Origin of the sequence: Campylobacter sp. CNRCH_2015_0338h (assembly GCF_025772785.1) — a bacterium.
GTDB lineage: Bacteria > Campylobacterota > Campylobacteria > Campylobacterales > Campylobacteraceae > Campylobacter_D.
The window spans coordinates 13822-30821 of sequence record NZ_JAKMST010000007.1 but is presented as its reverse complement, the minus strand read 5'-3'; the positions used below and the strand labels follow the sequence as shown (position 1 = coordinate 30821).

Here is a 17000-nt window from a genome sequence, read left to right as displayed (position 1 = left end):
TTATGGATTATTTAAAACTAGCAAAAGAATATAACACACCATTTTATATTTATGATTTTGATAAAATCAAAGAGCGTTTTACAATGTTAAAAGATGCATTTAAAGCAAGAAAATCACAAATTTTTTATGCAGTTAAAGCAAATTCTAATTTAAGTGTTTTAAAACTTTTAGCTTCTTTAGATAGCGGGTTTGATTGTGTTAGCGCGGGTGAGATTTATAGAGCTTTAAAAGCAGGGGCTAAAAATTATAAAATTATTTTTAGTGGGGTAGGTAAAAGTGCTGATGAGTTAAAATATGCTTTAGAGCAAAACATACTTTATGTAAATTTAGAAAGCTATGAAGAAATGCTTCTTTTAGAACAAATTGCTAAAGAAAATCAAAAGACAGCCCGTATAAGCATAAGAGTAAATCCAAATGTAGATGCTAAAACACATCCTTACATTTCTACAGGTTTGCATGAAAATAAATTTGGCGTAGATATAGAAAGTGCTAAAAAAATGTATCTTTATGCTAAAAACTCACAATTTTTAGAGCCAGTTGGAGTGCATTTTCACATAGGCTCGCAAATTCTTGATATAAGCAGTATTCATGAAGCTTCTGCGATTGTTGCAAAATTAGTAAAAGAACTTTTGGCTTTAAAAATTAATATTAAATTCTTTGATATAGGCGGGGGTTTAGGAGTTTGTTATAAAGATGAACAAGAACCAAATTTATATGATTATGCTCAAGGAATTTTAGCAAGTTTACAAGGTCTTGATGTGTGTATAGGTATGGAACCTGGTAGATTTCTAGTGGCAAATGCAGGTGAGTTTGTTACTAAAGTATTATATGAAAAATTTAATGATAAAAAGCGTTTTGTGATTGTTGATGGGGCGATGAATGATTTATTGCGTCCAAGTTTATATAGTGCTTATCATGAAATTAAGCTTTTGAGCGAAAATAAAGAAGAAAGCCTTTGTGATATTGTTGGTGGGGTTTGTGAGAGTGGAGATTTTTTAGCTAAAGATAGAAAATTAGCTAAAACAAAAGCAGGAGATTTGATCATAGTTAAAAGTGCAGGTGCGTATGGTTTTAGCATGAGTAGTAATTATAATACTCGTAATAGAGTATGTGAGCTAGCTTGTGAAAATGGCACGGTAAGAATGATTAGAAAAAGAGAAAGTTATGAGGATCAAATTGCTTTAGAGCTTGATTTTTTAAAGGATTGAAATGTTATTTTTAGATGTACAAGGGACTTTGATTTCAGATTGTGATAAAAGTCCTATAGATGGTGCTTTAGAACTCATTAAATCTTTAAATAAAGAAAAAATTCCTTATGTGATTATTACTAATAATACCAAAAAATTAGATTTTTTAAATTATTTGCAAAATTTGGGTTTTGAAATTAATGAAAAAGTTTATATTGATCCTTTTTGTGTTTTAAAAGATCATTTAAAGCCTTGTAAAATAGCAGCTTTTGGAGCAAAAGAATTTTTAGATTCACTTCAAGAGTTAGGCTATGAGCTTGATTATAAAAACCCAAAAGCATTTTTACTAGCAAGTTATGATGATTTTAAATTTCAAGATTTTGCTAGTATGATAGAGTATCTTAAAAATGGTGTGCAAGCTATAGCAATGCATGAAAGTAGTATTTATAAGAAAAACTCAAGGCTTTATCCAGGTGTTGGAAGTATTATGTCTATGCTTAAAAATGCATGCGAGTTTGATTATAAAGTGATAGGAAAACCTAGTAAGGCTTTTTATGAAAGTGCTTTAAATTTATTAAAACAACAAGATTGTAATGTAAGTTTTGAAAAGACTTTAATCATTAGTGATGATTTTAAAGGCGATTTGCTTGGTGCTTATGAGCTTGGCATGCAAACAGCCTTAGTTTTAAGCGGTAAAATTTCTAACACTCAAGGTCTTGATACAACTAAACTTAATTTTGTATATGATAGTATTAAGGATTACTACATATCGAGGTTTAAATGAAAGAGATAGAAAAATTACGCAATAAAATCGATACCATTGATGATAAAATTTTGGCTTTGCTTAATGAAAGAATGCTTCATGTTAAAGATATAGGAGTTATTAAGCAAAATTTAGGTGGAAGTATTTATAGACCTGAGCGTGAAAGAGCTATTATAAATAGACTTAAAAATTATAATCATGGTTTATTAGATCAAAATGCAATCGAAGCAATTTATCAAGAAATTTTTGCTGTATCAAGAAATTTAGAAATGCCCCAAAGCATAGCTTATTTAGGCCCTGAGGGAAGCTATACGCATCAAGTAGCAAGAACGCGTTTTGGTGCTATGAGTCGTTACACTCCACTTGCAAATATAGAAGATGTTTTTAAAGAATTAGCTCACAAAGAGGCAAAATATGGAGTAGTGCCTATAGAAAATAATACAGCAGGTGCAGTGGGTGTGACGCTTGATTGTCTTGGAAAATATGAAGATGTAAAAATTTTTGCTGAAATTTATATGGACATTCATCATTCTTTTGTAAGTATGAGTGAAAATTTAAAAGATATTAAACGCATATATTCTCATCCACAAGGTTATAATCAATGTAGAAATTTTTTAGAAAGTCATGATTTAAGCGAAGTGGAATTTGTAGCAAGCAAATCCACAGCTCATGCAGCTTATTTAGCTTCGCAAGATGTTACTTCAGCTGCGATTTGCTCTAAGATTGCAGCAAAACTTTATAATGTGCCTATATTATTTGAAACGATTGAGGATAATTTGGCAAATCGCACTAGGTTTTTGATTTTAAGTGATATAAAAATACCTCAAATGCCTCATTGTAAAACTTCTATTTTAGCACTTGCTGCACATAAACCAGGTGGGCTTAGTGATTTATTATATGAGTTTAAAAAAGAGGGGATAAATTTAACAAAACTTGAATCACGCCCTATAAAAACAAGAGAATTTGTACATAGTTTTTATATAGATTTTGAAGGACATATTGATGATGAAAATGTCCAAAGAGTATTAAAAAAAGCTGAGCATATAAAATGGCTTGGATCGTATTTATCAGGAGAAAGTAATGAAATTTAATCCTTTTTTAGAAGCTATTAAAACTTATGAAAGTGGCAAGGATATGGATTTAATTGCTAAAGAATATGGTTTAAAAGAAGTTATTAAACTAGCGAGTAATGAAAATCCTTATGGTACAAGCAAAAAAGCTAAAGAAGCCATTATAAATAATGCACATTTAGCTCATTTATATCCTGATGATACTATGAGTGAATTAAAACAAGCTCTAGCGCAAAAATATGATATTTTAAAAGAAAATCTCATCATAGGTAGTGGGAGTGATCAAATCATAGAATATATAGTACATGCAAAACTTGATCATTCTAAGGCTTATTTGCAATGCGGGGTTAGCTTTGCTATGTATGAAATTTATGCAAAACAACTAGGAGTTAAGGTTTATAAAACCCCAAGTTTAACCCATGATTTAAATGAGTTGTATGAGTTATATCAAAAGCATAAAAATGAAATTAAAGTAATCTTTTTATGCTTACCCAATAATCCTTTAGGTGAGTGTTTAGACGCAAGTGCGGTTTTTGAGTTTTTAGAAAAAATTGATGAGGATTGTTTGGTAGCTATTGATGGAGCTTATAATGAATTTGCTTCGTTTAAAGATAGCAAAAAACATATCAACCCTAAAGAATTAATCCATAAATTTCAAAATGCAGTATATCTAGGAACCTTTTCTAAGCTTTATGGTTTGGGTGGTATGAGAGTGGGTTATGGTATAGCTTGCAAGGAAATTATCAATGCATTTTATAAATTACGAGCACCTTTTAATGTGACTAATTTGAGTTTAAAAGCTGCTGTTGCTGCGTTAGATGATGATGAGTTTGTGCAAAAAACTTTGGAAAATAATTTTTCACAAATGAAACTTTATGAAGATTTTGCTAAAAATTATAAAATTCGATACATTCCAAGCTATACAAATTTTATTACTTATTTTTTTGATGAAAAAAATAGCACAGATTTATCTGAAAAATTGCTTAAAAACGGTATAATAATAAGAAATTTACAAAGTTATGGTTTAAATGCTGTGCGTATAAGTATAGGTACAGAGTATGAAAATTCAAGATTTTTTGAAGAGTTTTCTAAAAATTTTTAGTTTGTAGGAAATAAATGGATTATAAAACTATACTGCACCAAGTAGGTCAGCTTTATCAAAATTTAAGTTTAAGACAGCGTATTATCATTGCTGCTTCTATTGTTGTTGTAGTTGGATTTTTAGTATTTTTAACCCTTTTTAGAAGTGGTTCTACAGTAGCTAGTGAGGCTGGATATTCAGTATTGTTTGAAAATGCTAATACTAGTGATTCAGCGATGATAGTAACGCAACTTGAAAAAAGCGGGGTTCCTTATATTTTGCGTGATGAGGGAACTATTTTAGTACCTAATGAACAAGTGTATAAACAGCGTTTGGCTATTGCTTCTGCAGGGTTATTGCCAAAAGATAATAAAGTAGGTTTTGAGCTTTTTGATAAACAAGAATTTGGCGCAACAGAAGCTGAGCAAAAGGTAAAATACCAAAGAGCATTAGAAGGTGAACTTGCTAGAACGATTGAAAGTTTAGAGCCTATTCATAGCGCCACAGTGCATATTGCTTTTGCTAAAGATACACTTTTTACTCAACAACAAGTCCCACCAACTGCTTCAGTAGCTTTGACGATAAAAGAAGGCTTAAAGCTTAATAAAAAGCAAATTATGGGGATTAAAAACTTAATTGCTTCTTCAGTGACAAAACTTACTCCTGAAAATGTAAAAATCATGGATCAAAAAGGTATTCCTTTAGATGATGAGGGTGCTTTTGAGAGTGATTTAATCGCTGCTCAAATTAAATATAAAAGAGATCAAGAATATGAATTAGAGCAAAAAATTGTTGCTTCTATTGCTCCATTTGCGGGTGGTTATGATAGAGTAGTGGCAAAGGTTAGTATTGATTATGATTTTTCTAAAGAAGAATCACAAAGTGAAGTATATGATCCAAACACAGTCGTGCGTAGTGAGCAAACTTTAGAAGAACATAGAGAAGGCTATAAAGATAAAGAAATTCAAGGTGTGCCAGGTGCTGTTTCAAATATCGGTCCTGTAGAAGGTTTAGATGATAAAGGTGCACGCGAGGTTTATACTAAAAACCAAACTACAACTAATAATGAAATTTCTAAAAAAATTACCAATACCACTAAGCAATTTGCAACCGTTAAAAGAATTTCTGCGGCCGTTGTAGTAGATGGAAAATACAAAGTAATTACTGATGATCAGGGAAATATTACTAATGAATATATTCCTTTGAGCGATAAAGAAATTCAAGCTATTGAAAATCTCACTAAAGGCGCTATAGGTTTTAATCTTGCTAGAGGTGATGCGGTTGAAGTAAATAATTTGGAATTTCATAGAACAGCTAAAGTTGAAAATAAGGTTCAAACTTTCTATTCAAGATTTGTTGAGCCATTTATCCCACCTGTTAAGTATGTCTTTGCTGCGATTTTACTTTTCATCTTTTATAAAAAAGTTATTGTGCCATTTTCACAAAAAATGCTTGCAGATATCAAGCTTGAAGAAGAGATGGAAGGAAAAGACGGGCAAATCATTGATGAGGCTGAAGATGCTATTGAAAAATTCAACGCAGCACGTAAGAAAGTTGAAGAACAACTTGGCTTTGGGGATAATTTTGATGAAGATGCACTTCAATACGATGTCTTGCTCGAAAAATTAAGAGCAGTGGCTAATGAAAAAGGTGAAGAAGTAGCATTATTGTTACAAAAACTTGTTGAAAATGAAGCTGAATTTGGTGAGAAGGATATCTGATGATAAAGCTTAGTGAAGAACAAAAAATGGTCTATGATGACCTTTCTATGCCCGAAAAGGTCGCAATTTTTTTAATCCAACTTGGAGAAGATGTAACGACAGTTTTATTTTCTCATATGGATATTAATGTCATCACTGAAATTTCTCGCTATATCGCTTTAGCAAAAAATGTTGACAAACCAGTTGCTACTGCAGTTTTAGAAGAATTTTATACTTTATTACAATCAAACCAATATCTAAAAAGTGGCGGTTTGGAATATGCAAAAGAAATTTTATTTAGAACTTTTGGTCCTGAAATTGCCAATAAAATTTTGGAAAAACTTACTAAAAGTATGGAAAATAACCAAAATTTTGCTTATCTTTCACAAATTAAACCACAACAGCTTGCTGACTTTATCATTAAAGAACACCCTCAAACCATAGCTTTGATTTTAGCTCATATGGATACTACTCAAGCTGCTGAAACTTTGGAATATTTTAGCGATGAGTTAAGGGCTGAGGTTGTAATAAGAATGGCAAATCTTGGGGATATTTCACCTTCAATTATCAAAAGAGTATCTGCTGTACTTGAAAGTAAACTTGAAAGTCTTACTTCTTATAAAGTTGAAGTGGGTGGTCCAAGAGCGGTTGCTGAAGTGCTTAATCGCTTGGGTCAAAAAGCATCCAAAACAACACTTTCTTATATTGAGCAAAGTGATGAAAAACTTGCTACAACCATTAAAGATTTAATGTTTACTTTTGATGATATTTCTCAGCTTAGTACTAATGCGATTAGAGAAGTTTTAAAAGCTGCTGATAAACGTGATTTGATGATAGGTTTAAAGGGTGCAAGCGAGGATTTAAAACAAAAATTTATGGCAAATATGTCAACGCGTGCTGCTGAAGCTTTTGTAGAAGAAATGGGCTTTTTGGGTGCTGTACGTGTAAAAGATGTTGAAGAGGCTCAAAGAAAAGTTGTAGAAGTGGTGCAAAAACTTGCAGAACAAGGTCTTATCCAAGTGGGTGAGGCCGATGAGATGATAGAGTAAGATTATGGCTAAATTAACTAATGTAATTTCACCTGAAAACATTTCTGCTCATGTAGTTGAGGGATATCATTTTAAAGTTATGAGTGAAATGCCCTCTAATGAAGAACAAAAACAAGAAGAAACTCAAACTATAAATCAAACTCCTCTGGCTCAAAATACTACTCAGCAAGCAGTGGAAAATCAAACAGTAGAAACTACCCTACAAGCCCCACAACCACAAATCCAACCTGATTTTGTAGAAGATTTGCTTAAAAAAACTGATGAAATGTCAGGAAATATTATTAAATTACAAATGCAAATAGAAAGCCAAGAGGCTGAATTTAACAATCGCTTAAATACAGAATTAGAACATGCAAAAGAAAAATTTACCAAAGAAGGTTATGAGCAAGCTCAAAAAAAATTTGAAAGTGAATTAGAAGCTTTAAAAGAAAAATACTTAAAAAGTGTAGAAAAACTTGAAAATACAGTGCAAAATTTAAATGAGTTTTTATCTAAAAATGAAAAAGAATTAGCCGATACAGCTGTAATTATCGCAAAAGAAGTGATTGCAAAAGAACTTGAGGAAAATTCCTCACTTATAGCATTAAATTTAGCAAAAGAGCTTATGAATGAGCTTAAAAATGCTACTAAAATAGAATTAAAACTTAGCCCTGATGATTTTGAATATGTAAAATCACATTTAGAACAAGAGCAAAGTAATATCAAATTTAGCCTTGATGATGCAATTAATAAGGGGAGTATTTTAATATTAAGTGATGCAGGCAATATAGAATCAAACCTTAATAATCGTTTGCAAAAAATCAAAAATATGGTTAATGAATGATAGACTTAAATAACTTAAATATTAAAAATATGCAAATTAAAGAGTTAGAAAATTTAGCTAACAATTTGCGTGAAGTTATTATAGACACAGTGAGTAAAAATGGTGGACATTTAAGTTCAAATTTAGGTGTAGTTGAGCTTAGTATAGCCATGCATTATGTTTTTGATGTAAAAAAAGATCCTTTTATTTTTGATGTTTCACACCAATCTTATCCACACAAGCTTTTAAGTGGTAAAATAAATAATTTTCATACTCTAAGACAGTTTAATGGTTTAAGTGGTTATACAAAGCCTGATGAGGGAGATTATTTTGTAGCAGGACATTCAAGCACTTCTATATCTTTAGCAGTTGGAGCTTGCAAGGCTATAAGATTAAAAGATGAAGATCGTTTGCCTGTTGTATTAATAGGCGATGGAGCGCTAAGTGCAGGTATGGCTTATGAAGCTTTAAATGAGCTTGGTGATAGAGAATACCCTTGTGTGATCATTTTAAATGATAATGAAATGAGTATTTCAAGGCCAATTGGAGCTATTTCAAAATACCTTTCTCAGGCAATGGCAACGCAGTTTTATCAAAAATTTAAAAAACGCATAGAAAATCTTTTAGAGTACTTTCCTCAAGGCGCTTCTTATATGGCAAAGCGTTTTGAAGAGGGTTTAAGACTTATTACACCTGGACTTTTGTTTGAAGAATTAGGGCTTGAGTATATTGGTCCCATTGATGGACATAATTTAAATGAGGTTATTAATGCGCTCAATCAAGCAAAAGCTATGAAAAAACCTTGCGTTGTGCATGCGCAAACTATCAAAGGCAAGGGTTATGCATTAGCCGAGGGAAAAAATGCTAAATGGCATGGAGTAGGTGCTTTTGATAGAAGTAGCGGGGAGAGTTTAAAGGCAAATATAAGTAAAAAAAGCGCCACAGAAATTTTTTCAAATACCCTACTGAATTTAGCTCAAAAATATGAAAATATAGTGGGTGTAACTGCTGCTATGCCAAGTGGTACTGGACTTGATAAATTAATAGAGAAATATCCTGAACGTTTTTGGGATGTCGCAATTGCAGAACAACATGCAGTTACTTCTATGGCGGCTATGGCAAAAGAAGGTTTTAAACCTTTTATAGCAATTTATAGCACTTTTATGCAAAGAGCTTATGATCAAGTAATTCATGATTGTGCTATTATGAATTTAAATGTAGTTATAGCTATGGATAGAGCAGGAATTGTAGGAGAAGATGGAGAAACTCATCAAGGTGTTTTTGATGTTAGCTTTTTAAGTGCTATACCAAATATTACTCTAGCAGCTCCAAGAGATGAGGCTATGATGGAAAATATTATGGAATATGCATATTTTCATCAAGGCGTTTTTGCTTTTCGCTATCCTAGGGGTAATTTTTTATTAAATGATGATTTTAATCCATGTGAGATAAAACTTGCTAAAGCTCAAATTTTATCTAAAGTACAAAGCGATAAAGTATTTTTAGGTTTTGGTCAAGGTGTGGCTAAGGCAAAATTAGCTTTAGATAAACTTGGACTAGATTATGCGAGCTTAATAGATTTGATTTTTGCAAAGCCTTTAGATGAAGAGCTTTTAAAAGAGTTGGCAAAAGATACAAAAACTTGGTTTGTTTTTTCAGATAGTGCTAAAATAGGTGGAGTGGGAAGTTTGATTGCAAATTTTTTACAAAAAGAAAATCTTTATCATATAAAACTAGTAAGTTTTGAATTTGAAGATCAATTTATAGCCCATGGCAAAACAAGTGAAGTGGAAAAATTTTTAGAACTTGATATTGATTCATTGTGTCAAAAAATTAAAATTTATTAAAAGATAAAAAATATCTTTTAATATAATCATTTTTTTATAAAAAAAGAGTTATACTATAAGTAAAAATATTTGGAGAATAGACTATGGAACTTATTCAAATGCTTAAAAACTGTGATTTAAAAGCTACTCCACAAAGACTTTGTATTTTAAAAATTTTAAAACGCCACGAGCATCCTAATATAGAATCTTTGTATGAAAGTATTAAAGAAGAATATCCTTCTATCTCATTAGCTACGGTATATAAAAATTTAAATACCTTAAAAGAACAAGGTTTGGTAGTAGAAATTAATACTCCAAATCAAAAAACTTGTTATGACATTTATGAATATCCACATATTCATGTAATTTGTAGTAAATGCAATCACATAGAAGATGTGCGCTATGAAGATAGTGGGATTAATAAATACCAAGAAGATCTTGAGAAAAAGATTGGTAATATTATTGATTATCTTGGCGTGTTTGCTTATGTGAATGGTTGTAAATTTTGCAAGTAAAATGATTTGTGAAGTACAAAGACGCTTTTTAATTGAAAACGATGATTTTATCAAAATTTTAAAAGAAGAAAAACTTGCTTATTCTAAGGATAAAATACGTGTATTTTTTACACGTATAAATCCTTTTTGTGATATCAAATATAAAAAAATCAATCAAGATTATTATCAATTTACATTTTATAAATTACATGATATTTTAGATAAAAAAACTCATAAAATATCTAAAAAAGAATTTAAACATCAAAAAAGTAAAAATGCTATAACCAATATAATAAAAAAAACAAGAATTAGTTTTGAGCTTGATAATACCCAATTTTTCCTTTATAAATTTAAAAACAATTTAAAAAATTTGGTCATTTTAAAAGTGATTTTTTCCACCGTTGAAGAAGCAAAGCGGTTTGATTTACCTCATTTTTTTAAAAATTATAAAGAAATTACAGATGATGAGAATTTTTATAGTAAAAATTTAGCATTATACGGGGATCTTTCTAAAGTTTTTGATAGTGCTAGATGTATTAAAATTTTAGATAAACAAAAAGATATTAACTTGCATTTTCCAAATCAAATTCAAAGTTTTTCAGCTGGTAAAATTTTACTTTTCGTTCTTTTAAAAAACTTAAAAAATGACAGATTAAATTTTTTAAAAAATTCAAGTGAAAAAAACTTGGAACAATGTTTTATAAGCCTTAAGCAAATTTGTTTTTGTCTTGATGTTTTTGATACTCTTTTTGAAAAAAATATTCAAAATAAGCTAAAACAACAATTTTCATTTTTGATAAATCAAATTAATATGAAAAAATACCATGAGTTTGAACTAGAAAAATATATTTTTATTTTAAGCGATGAAAAAATTAATGATATTTTTCTTGATATGGATTTTATTTTAAAAAATGATTATGAATTTTATCAAGGAAAAAATCAAATTTTAAAGTCTTTAATAGCTTTTAAACTAAGAAAAGAATTAGTTTTTTTAAAGAAAAAAATTGTAAAATCTCAAACAAATCTTGAAGAAGAATTAGAAAAAATAAAATTTTTATTATGCTATTTTGCAACTATGTTTAAAGAAAAAAGCATTAAAAAGTTGAAAAATTATTTTAAGTATAAGCATTTAGATCAAAATTCTTATGATGAAAATATAATAAAACAAATTGAAAAAAGCATCAAAAAATTAAAAATATATAGTTAGGAAAAACATGCAAAAACAAGAAAAAATAGTTAAAATGTTTGATGATATAGCACCAACTTATGATAAGGCTAATAGAATTTTAAGTTTTGGAAGTGATGTGAGTTGGAGAAAAAAAGCTTGTTTGGATGTTTTTAAATTTTCTAATAATGAACTTGATATTATCGATGTAGCTTGTGGTACGGGCGATATGATTATAGAATGGCAAAATCAAGCCTTAAGAGCAAATAAAAATATCATTAGTATAAAAGGGGTTGATCCAAGTGCGGGCATGCTTGAAGTGGCTAGGAAAAAAATTCCTGATGCGACTTTTGTACAAGCAAAAGCACAAGAACTTCCACTTGAAAATGAAAGTGCAGACATCATAAGTATAAGTTATGGTATACGCAATGTGGTAGATAGGAAAGAAGCTATAAAAGAATTTGCAAGAGTGTTAAAAAAGGATGGGATTTTACTTGTGCTTGAATTTACCAAAAGAGAGCAGGGTGGTTTTATAGCTGCTTGTAGAGATTTTTACTTAAAAAATATTTTACCAAAAGTGGGTGGATTTATTAGTAAAAATTATAGTGCTTATGAGTATTTACCAAATTCTATAGAAGATTTTTTAAGCAAAGAAGAATTTATTAAAGAATTGAGTGTGCACTTTGAAATGTTAGAGTATAAAAGCTTTAGCTTTGGTGTTTGCTCTATGTTTATTGCAAGAAAAAAATGAAAGTTTCAGAACTTAATCTAAAAGCTAAAAGTTTATTAGAATTTCATCTTGATGATATAGAGCTTAGTGGAGAAATTTCTAAAATTACCATTCATAGTTCAGGACATTGGTATTTTGATTTAAAAGATGAAAAATCAAGCATAGCTTGCGTGATGTTTAAAGGCTTTAATCAATTTGTTCAAGCTAAACCTAAGGTTGGCGATATGCTTGATCTTAGAGGTTATGTGAGTTTATATGAAGCAAGTGGTAGGTATCAATTTATCGCTAAAAGTATGCAAAAAACAAGCCTTGGGAATTTAGAAGCTAAATTTTTAGCCCTAAAAGAAAAGCTTGAAAAAGAAGGTTTGTTTGATACAAATGCTAAAAAAAGCATTGTTAAATTTCCTAAAAAAATAGGTATAATCACTTCTTTTACTTCAGCTGCCTTGCAAGATATGCTAAAGTTAATTTCACAAAAGGAATACAATCTTTGTAAAATAACTATTTTTAATGCACTCACTCAAGGACAAAGCGCTCCAAATTCTTTGATAAATGCTTTAAAAAAAGCTGATGAGTTTAATTTAGATGCGATTATTTTAGCAAGAGGTGGCGGAAGTAGAGAAGATTTGTTTTGTTTTAATGATGAAGAACTTGCAAGATGTATTTTTTCTTTAAAAACGCCTATTGTTTCTGCTATTGGACATGAGATTGATTATGTTATTAGTGATTTTGTAGCAGATTTAAGAGCACCAACTCCAAGTGCGGCTATTGATATGATTTTTCCAAATAAACTCAGCTTAGAACAAGGACTTGATGAGCTTGCTATACGTTTTAAAAATCAAATGCTAAACCATCTTAAGTTTTATCAAAATAAAATCGATCATTTACAAAATTTAGCCAAAGCGAAATCTTTAGAAAATGCTTTTTTTCTTAGAAAACAAAAGCTTGATTTTTTACAAAGTCAACTAAAGAGCGTTTTAAATTTAAAATTATTAAACTATGAAAACAAACTTAATAATTTTGAAGAGCTTTTAACTCAGCATAAAAATTTCTTTGATAAAAGTAAAAATTTGATAAATTTACAAAAAGATGGCAAAAATATCTCTCTTGAAAAACTAAAAAAAGGAGATATTATAAAACTTTGCTCAATAAATGAGAGTAAAGAAGCTCAAATACTATAAAAAGGAGACAAAATGAGAGTAATGAATTTTAGCGCAGGTCCTTCAAATCTGCCTGATGAGGTTTTAAAAGAGGCACAGGAGCATTTGTTTGATTATCATGGTAAAGGCTTTTCTATTATGGAAGTTTCTCATCGTGGAAAGGTTTTTGAAGAAGTGCATTTTGAAGCTATTAAAATAGCAAAAGAGCTTTATGGTGTAAATGATGATTATGAAGTGCTTTTAATGCAAGGTGGAGCTAGTTTGCAATTTGCTATGATACCTATGAATTTATATATGGGTGGAGTTTGTGAATTTGCTAATACGGGAGTTTGGACTAAAAAGGCTATTAAAGAGGCTGAAATTTTAGGAGTAAATACAAAAATAGTAGCAAGTAGCCAAGAAAGTGAGTTTGATCATATCCCACAATTTGAATTTAGTGATAATGCAGATTATGCTTATATATGCTCTAATAATACCATTTATGGAACCCAATATAAAAACTATCCAAAAACTAAAAGCCCTTTGATAATTGATGCTTCTAGTGATTTTTTCTCTAAAAAGATAGATTTTTCTAATGTTGCTATGCTTTTTGGTGGAGTGCAAAAAAATGCAGGAATTTCAGGACTTGCTTGTGCATTTATCCGCAAAGATATGATAGAGCGTAGTAAAAACAAAAATATACCTAGTATGCTAAAATACAGTGTTTATGCTGAAAATAGTTCTTTATTTAATACACCTGCAACCTTTGCTATATATATGTTTAATCTTGAAATGAAATGGCTTTTAAATCAAGGCGGCTTAGATAAAATCAATGAGCAAAACATACAAAAGGCTAAAATTTTATACGATGTGATTGATGAGAGTAATGGTTTTTATAAAGGTCATGCCAAAAAAGAAGATAGATCGCTAATGAATGTTAGTTTTAACATAGCTTGTGATAAAAACTTAGAGCCAGTTTTTGTAAAAGAAGCTGAAGAAAATGGTATGATAGGTCTTAAAGGGCATAAAATTTTAGGTGGAATTCGCGCTAGTATTTATAATTCTATCAACATTGAAAAGGTTCAAAAATTAAGTGAATTTATGAAAAATTTTGCTAAAAAACATGCTTGATTAGGTAAAAAGAGGATTTTTATGAATAATGACAAAATAAGTATCATAGGTGCTAAAGAGAATAATCTTAAAAATATCAACCTAGAAATTCCTAAAAATAAACTCATAGTTTTTACAGGACTTAGTGGAAGCGGTAAATCAACTTTAGCTTTTGGCACGCTTTATGCAGAAGGACAACGTCGCTATATTGAAAGTTTAAGTGCTTATGCAAGGCAGTTTTTAGATAAAGTGGGTAAACCAAATGTTGATAAAATAGAAGGTTTAACTCCTGCTATTGCTATTGATCAAAAAACAACTTCTAAAAATCCTCGATCAACCGTTGGAACTATTACTGAAATTTATGATTATTTAAGACTTTTATATGCAAGGATTGGCTCACAACATTGTCATCAATGTGGCCAAAAAATCTCATCTATGAGTGCAGCAGATATTGTAGGTGAAATCTTAAAGCTTCCAAAAGGAGCTAAAATCATCATTTATGCGCCGTTGATTAAAGAAAAAAAAGGAACTTTTGCAGATCTTTTGGAAAATTTAGTCGCAAAAGGCTATGTTAGAGCACAAATTGATGGGGTTTTAACGCGTCTTGATGAGGATATTGAGCTTGCTAAAACCAAAAAACATACAATAAAACTTGTAATAGATAGACTCCAAGTGCAAGATGATATGCTAGCAAGACTTGCAAGCGATATAGAAAAAGGTCTTAGTGAGAGCTTTGGTGAAGTGGAAATTGAAGTTTTAAATAATGAAGAATTAAATATACCTAGGCATTTTCATTATAGTGAGCATAATGCTTGTTTTGATTGTAAAATTTCTTTTCCTTTGCTTGAACCTTTGAGTTTTTCTTTTAATTCTCCAAAAGGCACTTGTCCAAGTTGCGATGGTCTTGGTATAAGATATACGCTAGATATGAAAAAGCTTATCAATGAAGAATTAAGCTTAGAAGCAGGAGCTATAAAGCTATTATATGGGTTTAATAAAAGTTATTACTATAAGTTTTTAATGGCCTTTTGCGAGCAAAATGCTATAAGGGTAAAAATTCCATATAATGAGTTAAGTGAAGAAGAAAAGCGCCTAGTGCTTTATGGTAATGTTAAGGAAATTAACTTTTTATGGAAAAGACATCGCTTAAATCGCAAATTTGAAGGTGCGGTTAAATATGCCTATGAAATGCTAAAAGATGAAAAAGATTTAAGCGAGTATATGAGCGAAAAAACTTGCAAAGATTGCAATGGTCATCGTTTAAGAGCTGAGAGTTTAGCTGTAAAAGTAGCTGAGAAAAATTTGGGTGAAATTTTAGATATGAGTATAGAAAATACCACTGCATTTTTTTCAAAAGAAGCTAATTTTGCGTATTTAAGTGAGCAAGAAAGATTGATAGCTAAACCTATTTTTAAAGAAATTAATGAAAGATTGTTTTTTCTTTATGATGTAGGACTTGGGTATTTATCTTTAGGGCGTGATGCAAGAACCATTAGCGGGGGTGAGGCTCAAAGAATTCGTATAGCATCTCAAATTGGTAGTGGTTTAAGTGGAGTGATGTATGTTTTAGACGAGCCTAGTATTGGTTTACATGAACGAGATACAGCAAAACTCATTAAAACTTTAAGAAATCTTCAGCAAAAGGGTAATACTTTAATCGTAGTTGAGCATGATAAAATGACTATAGAAGAAGCAGATTTTATCGTAGATATTGGTCCAAATGCTGGTAAATTTGGTGGTGAGGTTGTATTTAGTGGAACTTATAAAGAATTGTTAAAAAGCAAAAGCCAAACCGCCCTTTATATGAGTGGCAAAAAGCAAATTGCTCATCAAAAAAATAGAGAACAAAAAGATTTTATTAGTTTAAAAGATGTGAGTATTAATAATATTCAAAATTTAAGTGTAGATTTTCCATTACGTAACCTTGTGGCAATTACAGGCGTTTCAGGAAGTGGTAAAAGCTCATTAATTTTACAAACTTTGCTTCCATTTGCAAAAGAAGAGCTTAACCGTGCTAAAAAAGTTAAAAAACTAAGCGGGGCTAAAATAGAAGGTTTAGAAAAACTTGATAAGGTGATTTATCTTGATCAAAGTCCTATAGGTCGTACCCCGCGTTCAAATCCTGCTACTTATACAGGCGCTATGGATGAAATTCGTAATCTTTTTGCAGCTACTAAAGAAGCTAAAATACGAGGTTATAAAGCAGGACGTTTTTCTTTTAATGTTAAAGGTGGAAGATGTGAAAAGTGTAGTGGAGATGGTGAAATTAAAATAGAAATGCACTTTTTGCCCGATGTGACGGTAACTTGTGATGTTTGTAATGGCAAAAGATACAATGATGCAACTTTAGAGATCAAATATAAAGGTAAAAGCATAGCTGATGTTTTAAATATGAGTATTATTGAAGCAAGTGAGTTTTTTACTTCTGTGCCAAAGATAAAACAAAAGCTTGATACTTTGGTAAAAGTTGGGCTTGATTATCTTACCTTGGGACAAAATGCAACTACTTTAAGTGGTGGGGAGGCTCAGCGTATTAAGCTAGCCAAAGAATTAAGCAGAAGTGATACAGGAAAAACTCTTTATATTTTAGATGAGCCTACAACGGGACTTCATTTTGAAGATGTTAATAAGCTTATTTTGGTTTTGCAACATTTAGTCGATCTTGGAAATAGTGTGTTTGTGATAGAACATAATTTAGATGTGATTAAAAATGCTGATTATATCATCGATATGGGACCTGAAGGTGGAGTTAAAGGTGGTAAGGTTATAGCTAAAGGTAGCGTTGAAGAGCTTGCTAAGAATCATGAAAAAAGTGGTTCTTATACGGGGTATTATCTAAATTTAGAGCTAAAAAGCACAAAAAAATAAATTGGCTGAAGTTATC

14 protein-coding genes are annotated in these 17000 nt (G+C 30.5%); all 14 read left to right on the top strand.

Annotated elements, in window-relative coordinates; all coding sequences use genetic code 11:
* Nucleotides 1-2 precede the first annotated feature (2 nt).
* Nucleotides 3-1208 (top strand): diaminopimelate decarboxylase, encoded by a 1206-nt coding sequence (lysA, locus tag L8X30_RS06030; RefSeq protein ID WP_263679477.1) that lies wholly within the window; start codon nt 3-5, stop codon nt 1206-1208.
* A gap of 1 nt (nt 1209) precedes the next feature.
* A complete protein-coding gene (locus L8X30_RS06025; RefSeq protein ID WP_263679476.1) occupies nt 1210-1971 on the top strand; it encodes an HAD-IIA family hydrolase in 762 nt (253 codons plus the stop codon).
* Entirely contained in the window at nt 1968-3041 is a 1074-nt protein-coding gene (gene pheA, locus L8X30_RS06020) for a prephenate dehydratase (protein ID WP_070255253.1), read from the top strand. Before L8X30_RS06025 ends, pheA begins: the two co-directional genes overlap by 4 nt.
* Nucleotides 3031-4122, top strand: coding sequence for a histidinol-phosphate transaminase (gene hisC / locus L8X30_RS06015; protein ID WP_263679475.1), 1092 nt, complete (start codon nt 3031-3033; stop codon nt 4120-4122). Before pheA ends, hisC begins: the two co-directional genes overlap by 11 nt.
* A gap of 14 nt (nt 4123-4136) precedes the next feature.
* Nucleotides 4137-5822 carry a flagellar basal-body MS-ring/collar protein FliF gene (gene fliF / locus L8X30_RS06010; protein WP_257396547.1) on the top strand — a complete coding sequence of 562 codons (1686 nt, stop codon included), beginning with the start codon at nt 4137-4139 and terminating at the stop codon, nt 5820-5822.
* A complete protein-coding gene (gene fliG, locus L8X30_RS06005) occupies nt 5822-6850 on the top strand; it encodes a flagellar motor switch protein FliG (RefSeq protein ID WP_012662055.1) in 1029 nt (342 codons plus the stop codon). Before fliF ends, fliG begins: the two co-directional genes overlap by 1 nt.
* A 4-nt stretch (nt 6851-6854) precedes the next feature.
* Nucleotides 6855-7673: a flagellar assembly protein FliH gene (gene fliH / locus L8X30_RS06000; RefSeq protein ID WP_263679474.1), complete on the top strand. Its 819-nt coding sequence runs from the start codon at nt 6855-6857 to the stop codon at nt 7671-7673.
* On the top strand, nt 7670-9499 hold the full coding sequence (gene dxs / locus L8X30_RS05995; RefSeq protein ID WP_263679473.1) for a 1-deoxy-D-xylulose-5-phosphate synthase: 1830 nt from the start codon (nt 7670-7672) through the stop codon (nt 9497-9499). Before fliH ends, dxs begins: the two co-directional genes overlap by 4 nt.
* 83 nt (nt 9500-9582) lie before the next feature.
* The gene (perR, locus tag L8X30_RS05990) at nt 9583-9993 is read left to right on the top strand and encodes a peroxide-responsive transcriptional repressor PerR (protein ID WP_263663926.1); all 411 of its coding nucleotides are present in this window, start codon (nt 9583-9585) and stop codon (nt 9991-9993) included.
* Between the two features lies 1 nt (nt 9994).
* On the top strand, nt 9995-11179 hold the full coding sequence (locus tag L8X30_RS05985) for a hypothetical protein (protein ID WP_263679472.1): 1185 nt from the start codon (nt 9995-9997) through the stop codon (nt 11177-11179).
* 7 nt (nt 11180-11186) lie between these two features.
* Nucleotides 11187-11888 carry a bifunctional demethylmenaquinone methyltransferase/2-methoxy-6-polyprenyl-1,4-benzoquinol methylase UbiE gene (gene ubiE, locus L8X30_RS05980; RefSeq protein WP_263679471.1) on the top strand — a complete coding sequence of 234 codons (702 nt, stop codon included), beginning with the start codon at nt 11187-11189 and terminating at the stop codon, nt 11886-11888.
* Nucleotides 11885-13048 carry an exodeoxyribonuclease VII large subunit gene (gene xseA / locus L8X30_RS05975; RefSeq protein WP_263679470.1) on the top strand — a complete coding sequence of 388 codons (1164 nt, stop codon included), beginning with the start codon at nt 11885-11887 and terminating at the stop codon, nt 13046-13048. Before ubiE ends, xseA begins: the two co-directional genes overlap by 4 nt.
* A 12-nt stretch (nt 13049-13060) precedes the next feature.
* Nucleotides 13061-14137, top strand: a complete 1077-nt coding sequence (serC, locus tag L8X30_RS05970; protein WP_263679469.1) for a phosphoserine transaminase — start codon at nt 13061-13063, stop codon at nt 14135-14137.
* Between the two features lie 21 nt (nt 14138-14158).
* A complete protein-coding gene (gene uvrA / locus L8X30_RS05965; RefSeq protein ID WP_263679468.1) occupies nt 14159-16984 on the top strand; it encodes an excinuclease ABC subunit UvrA in 2826 nt (941 codons plus the stop codon).
* The last annotated feature ends 16 nt before the right edge of the window (nt 16985-17000 follow it).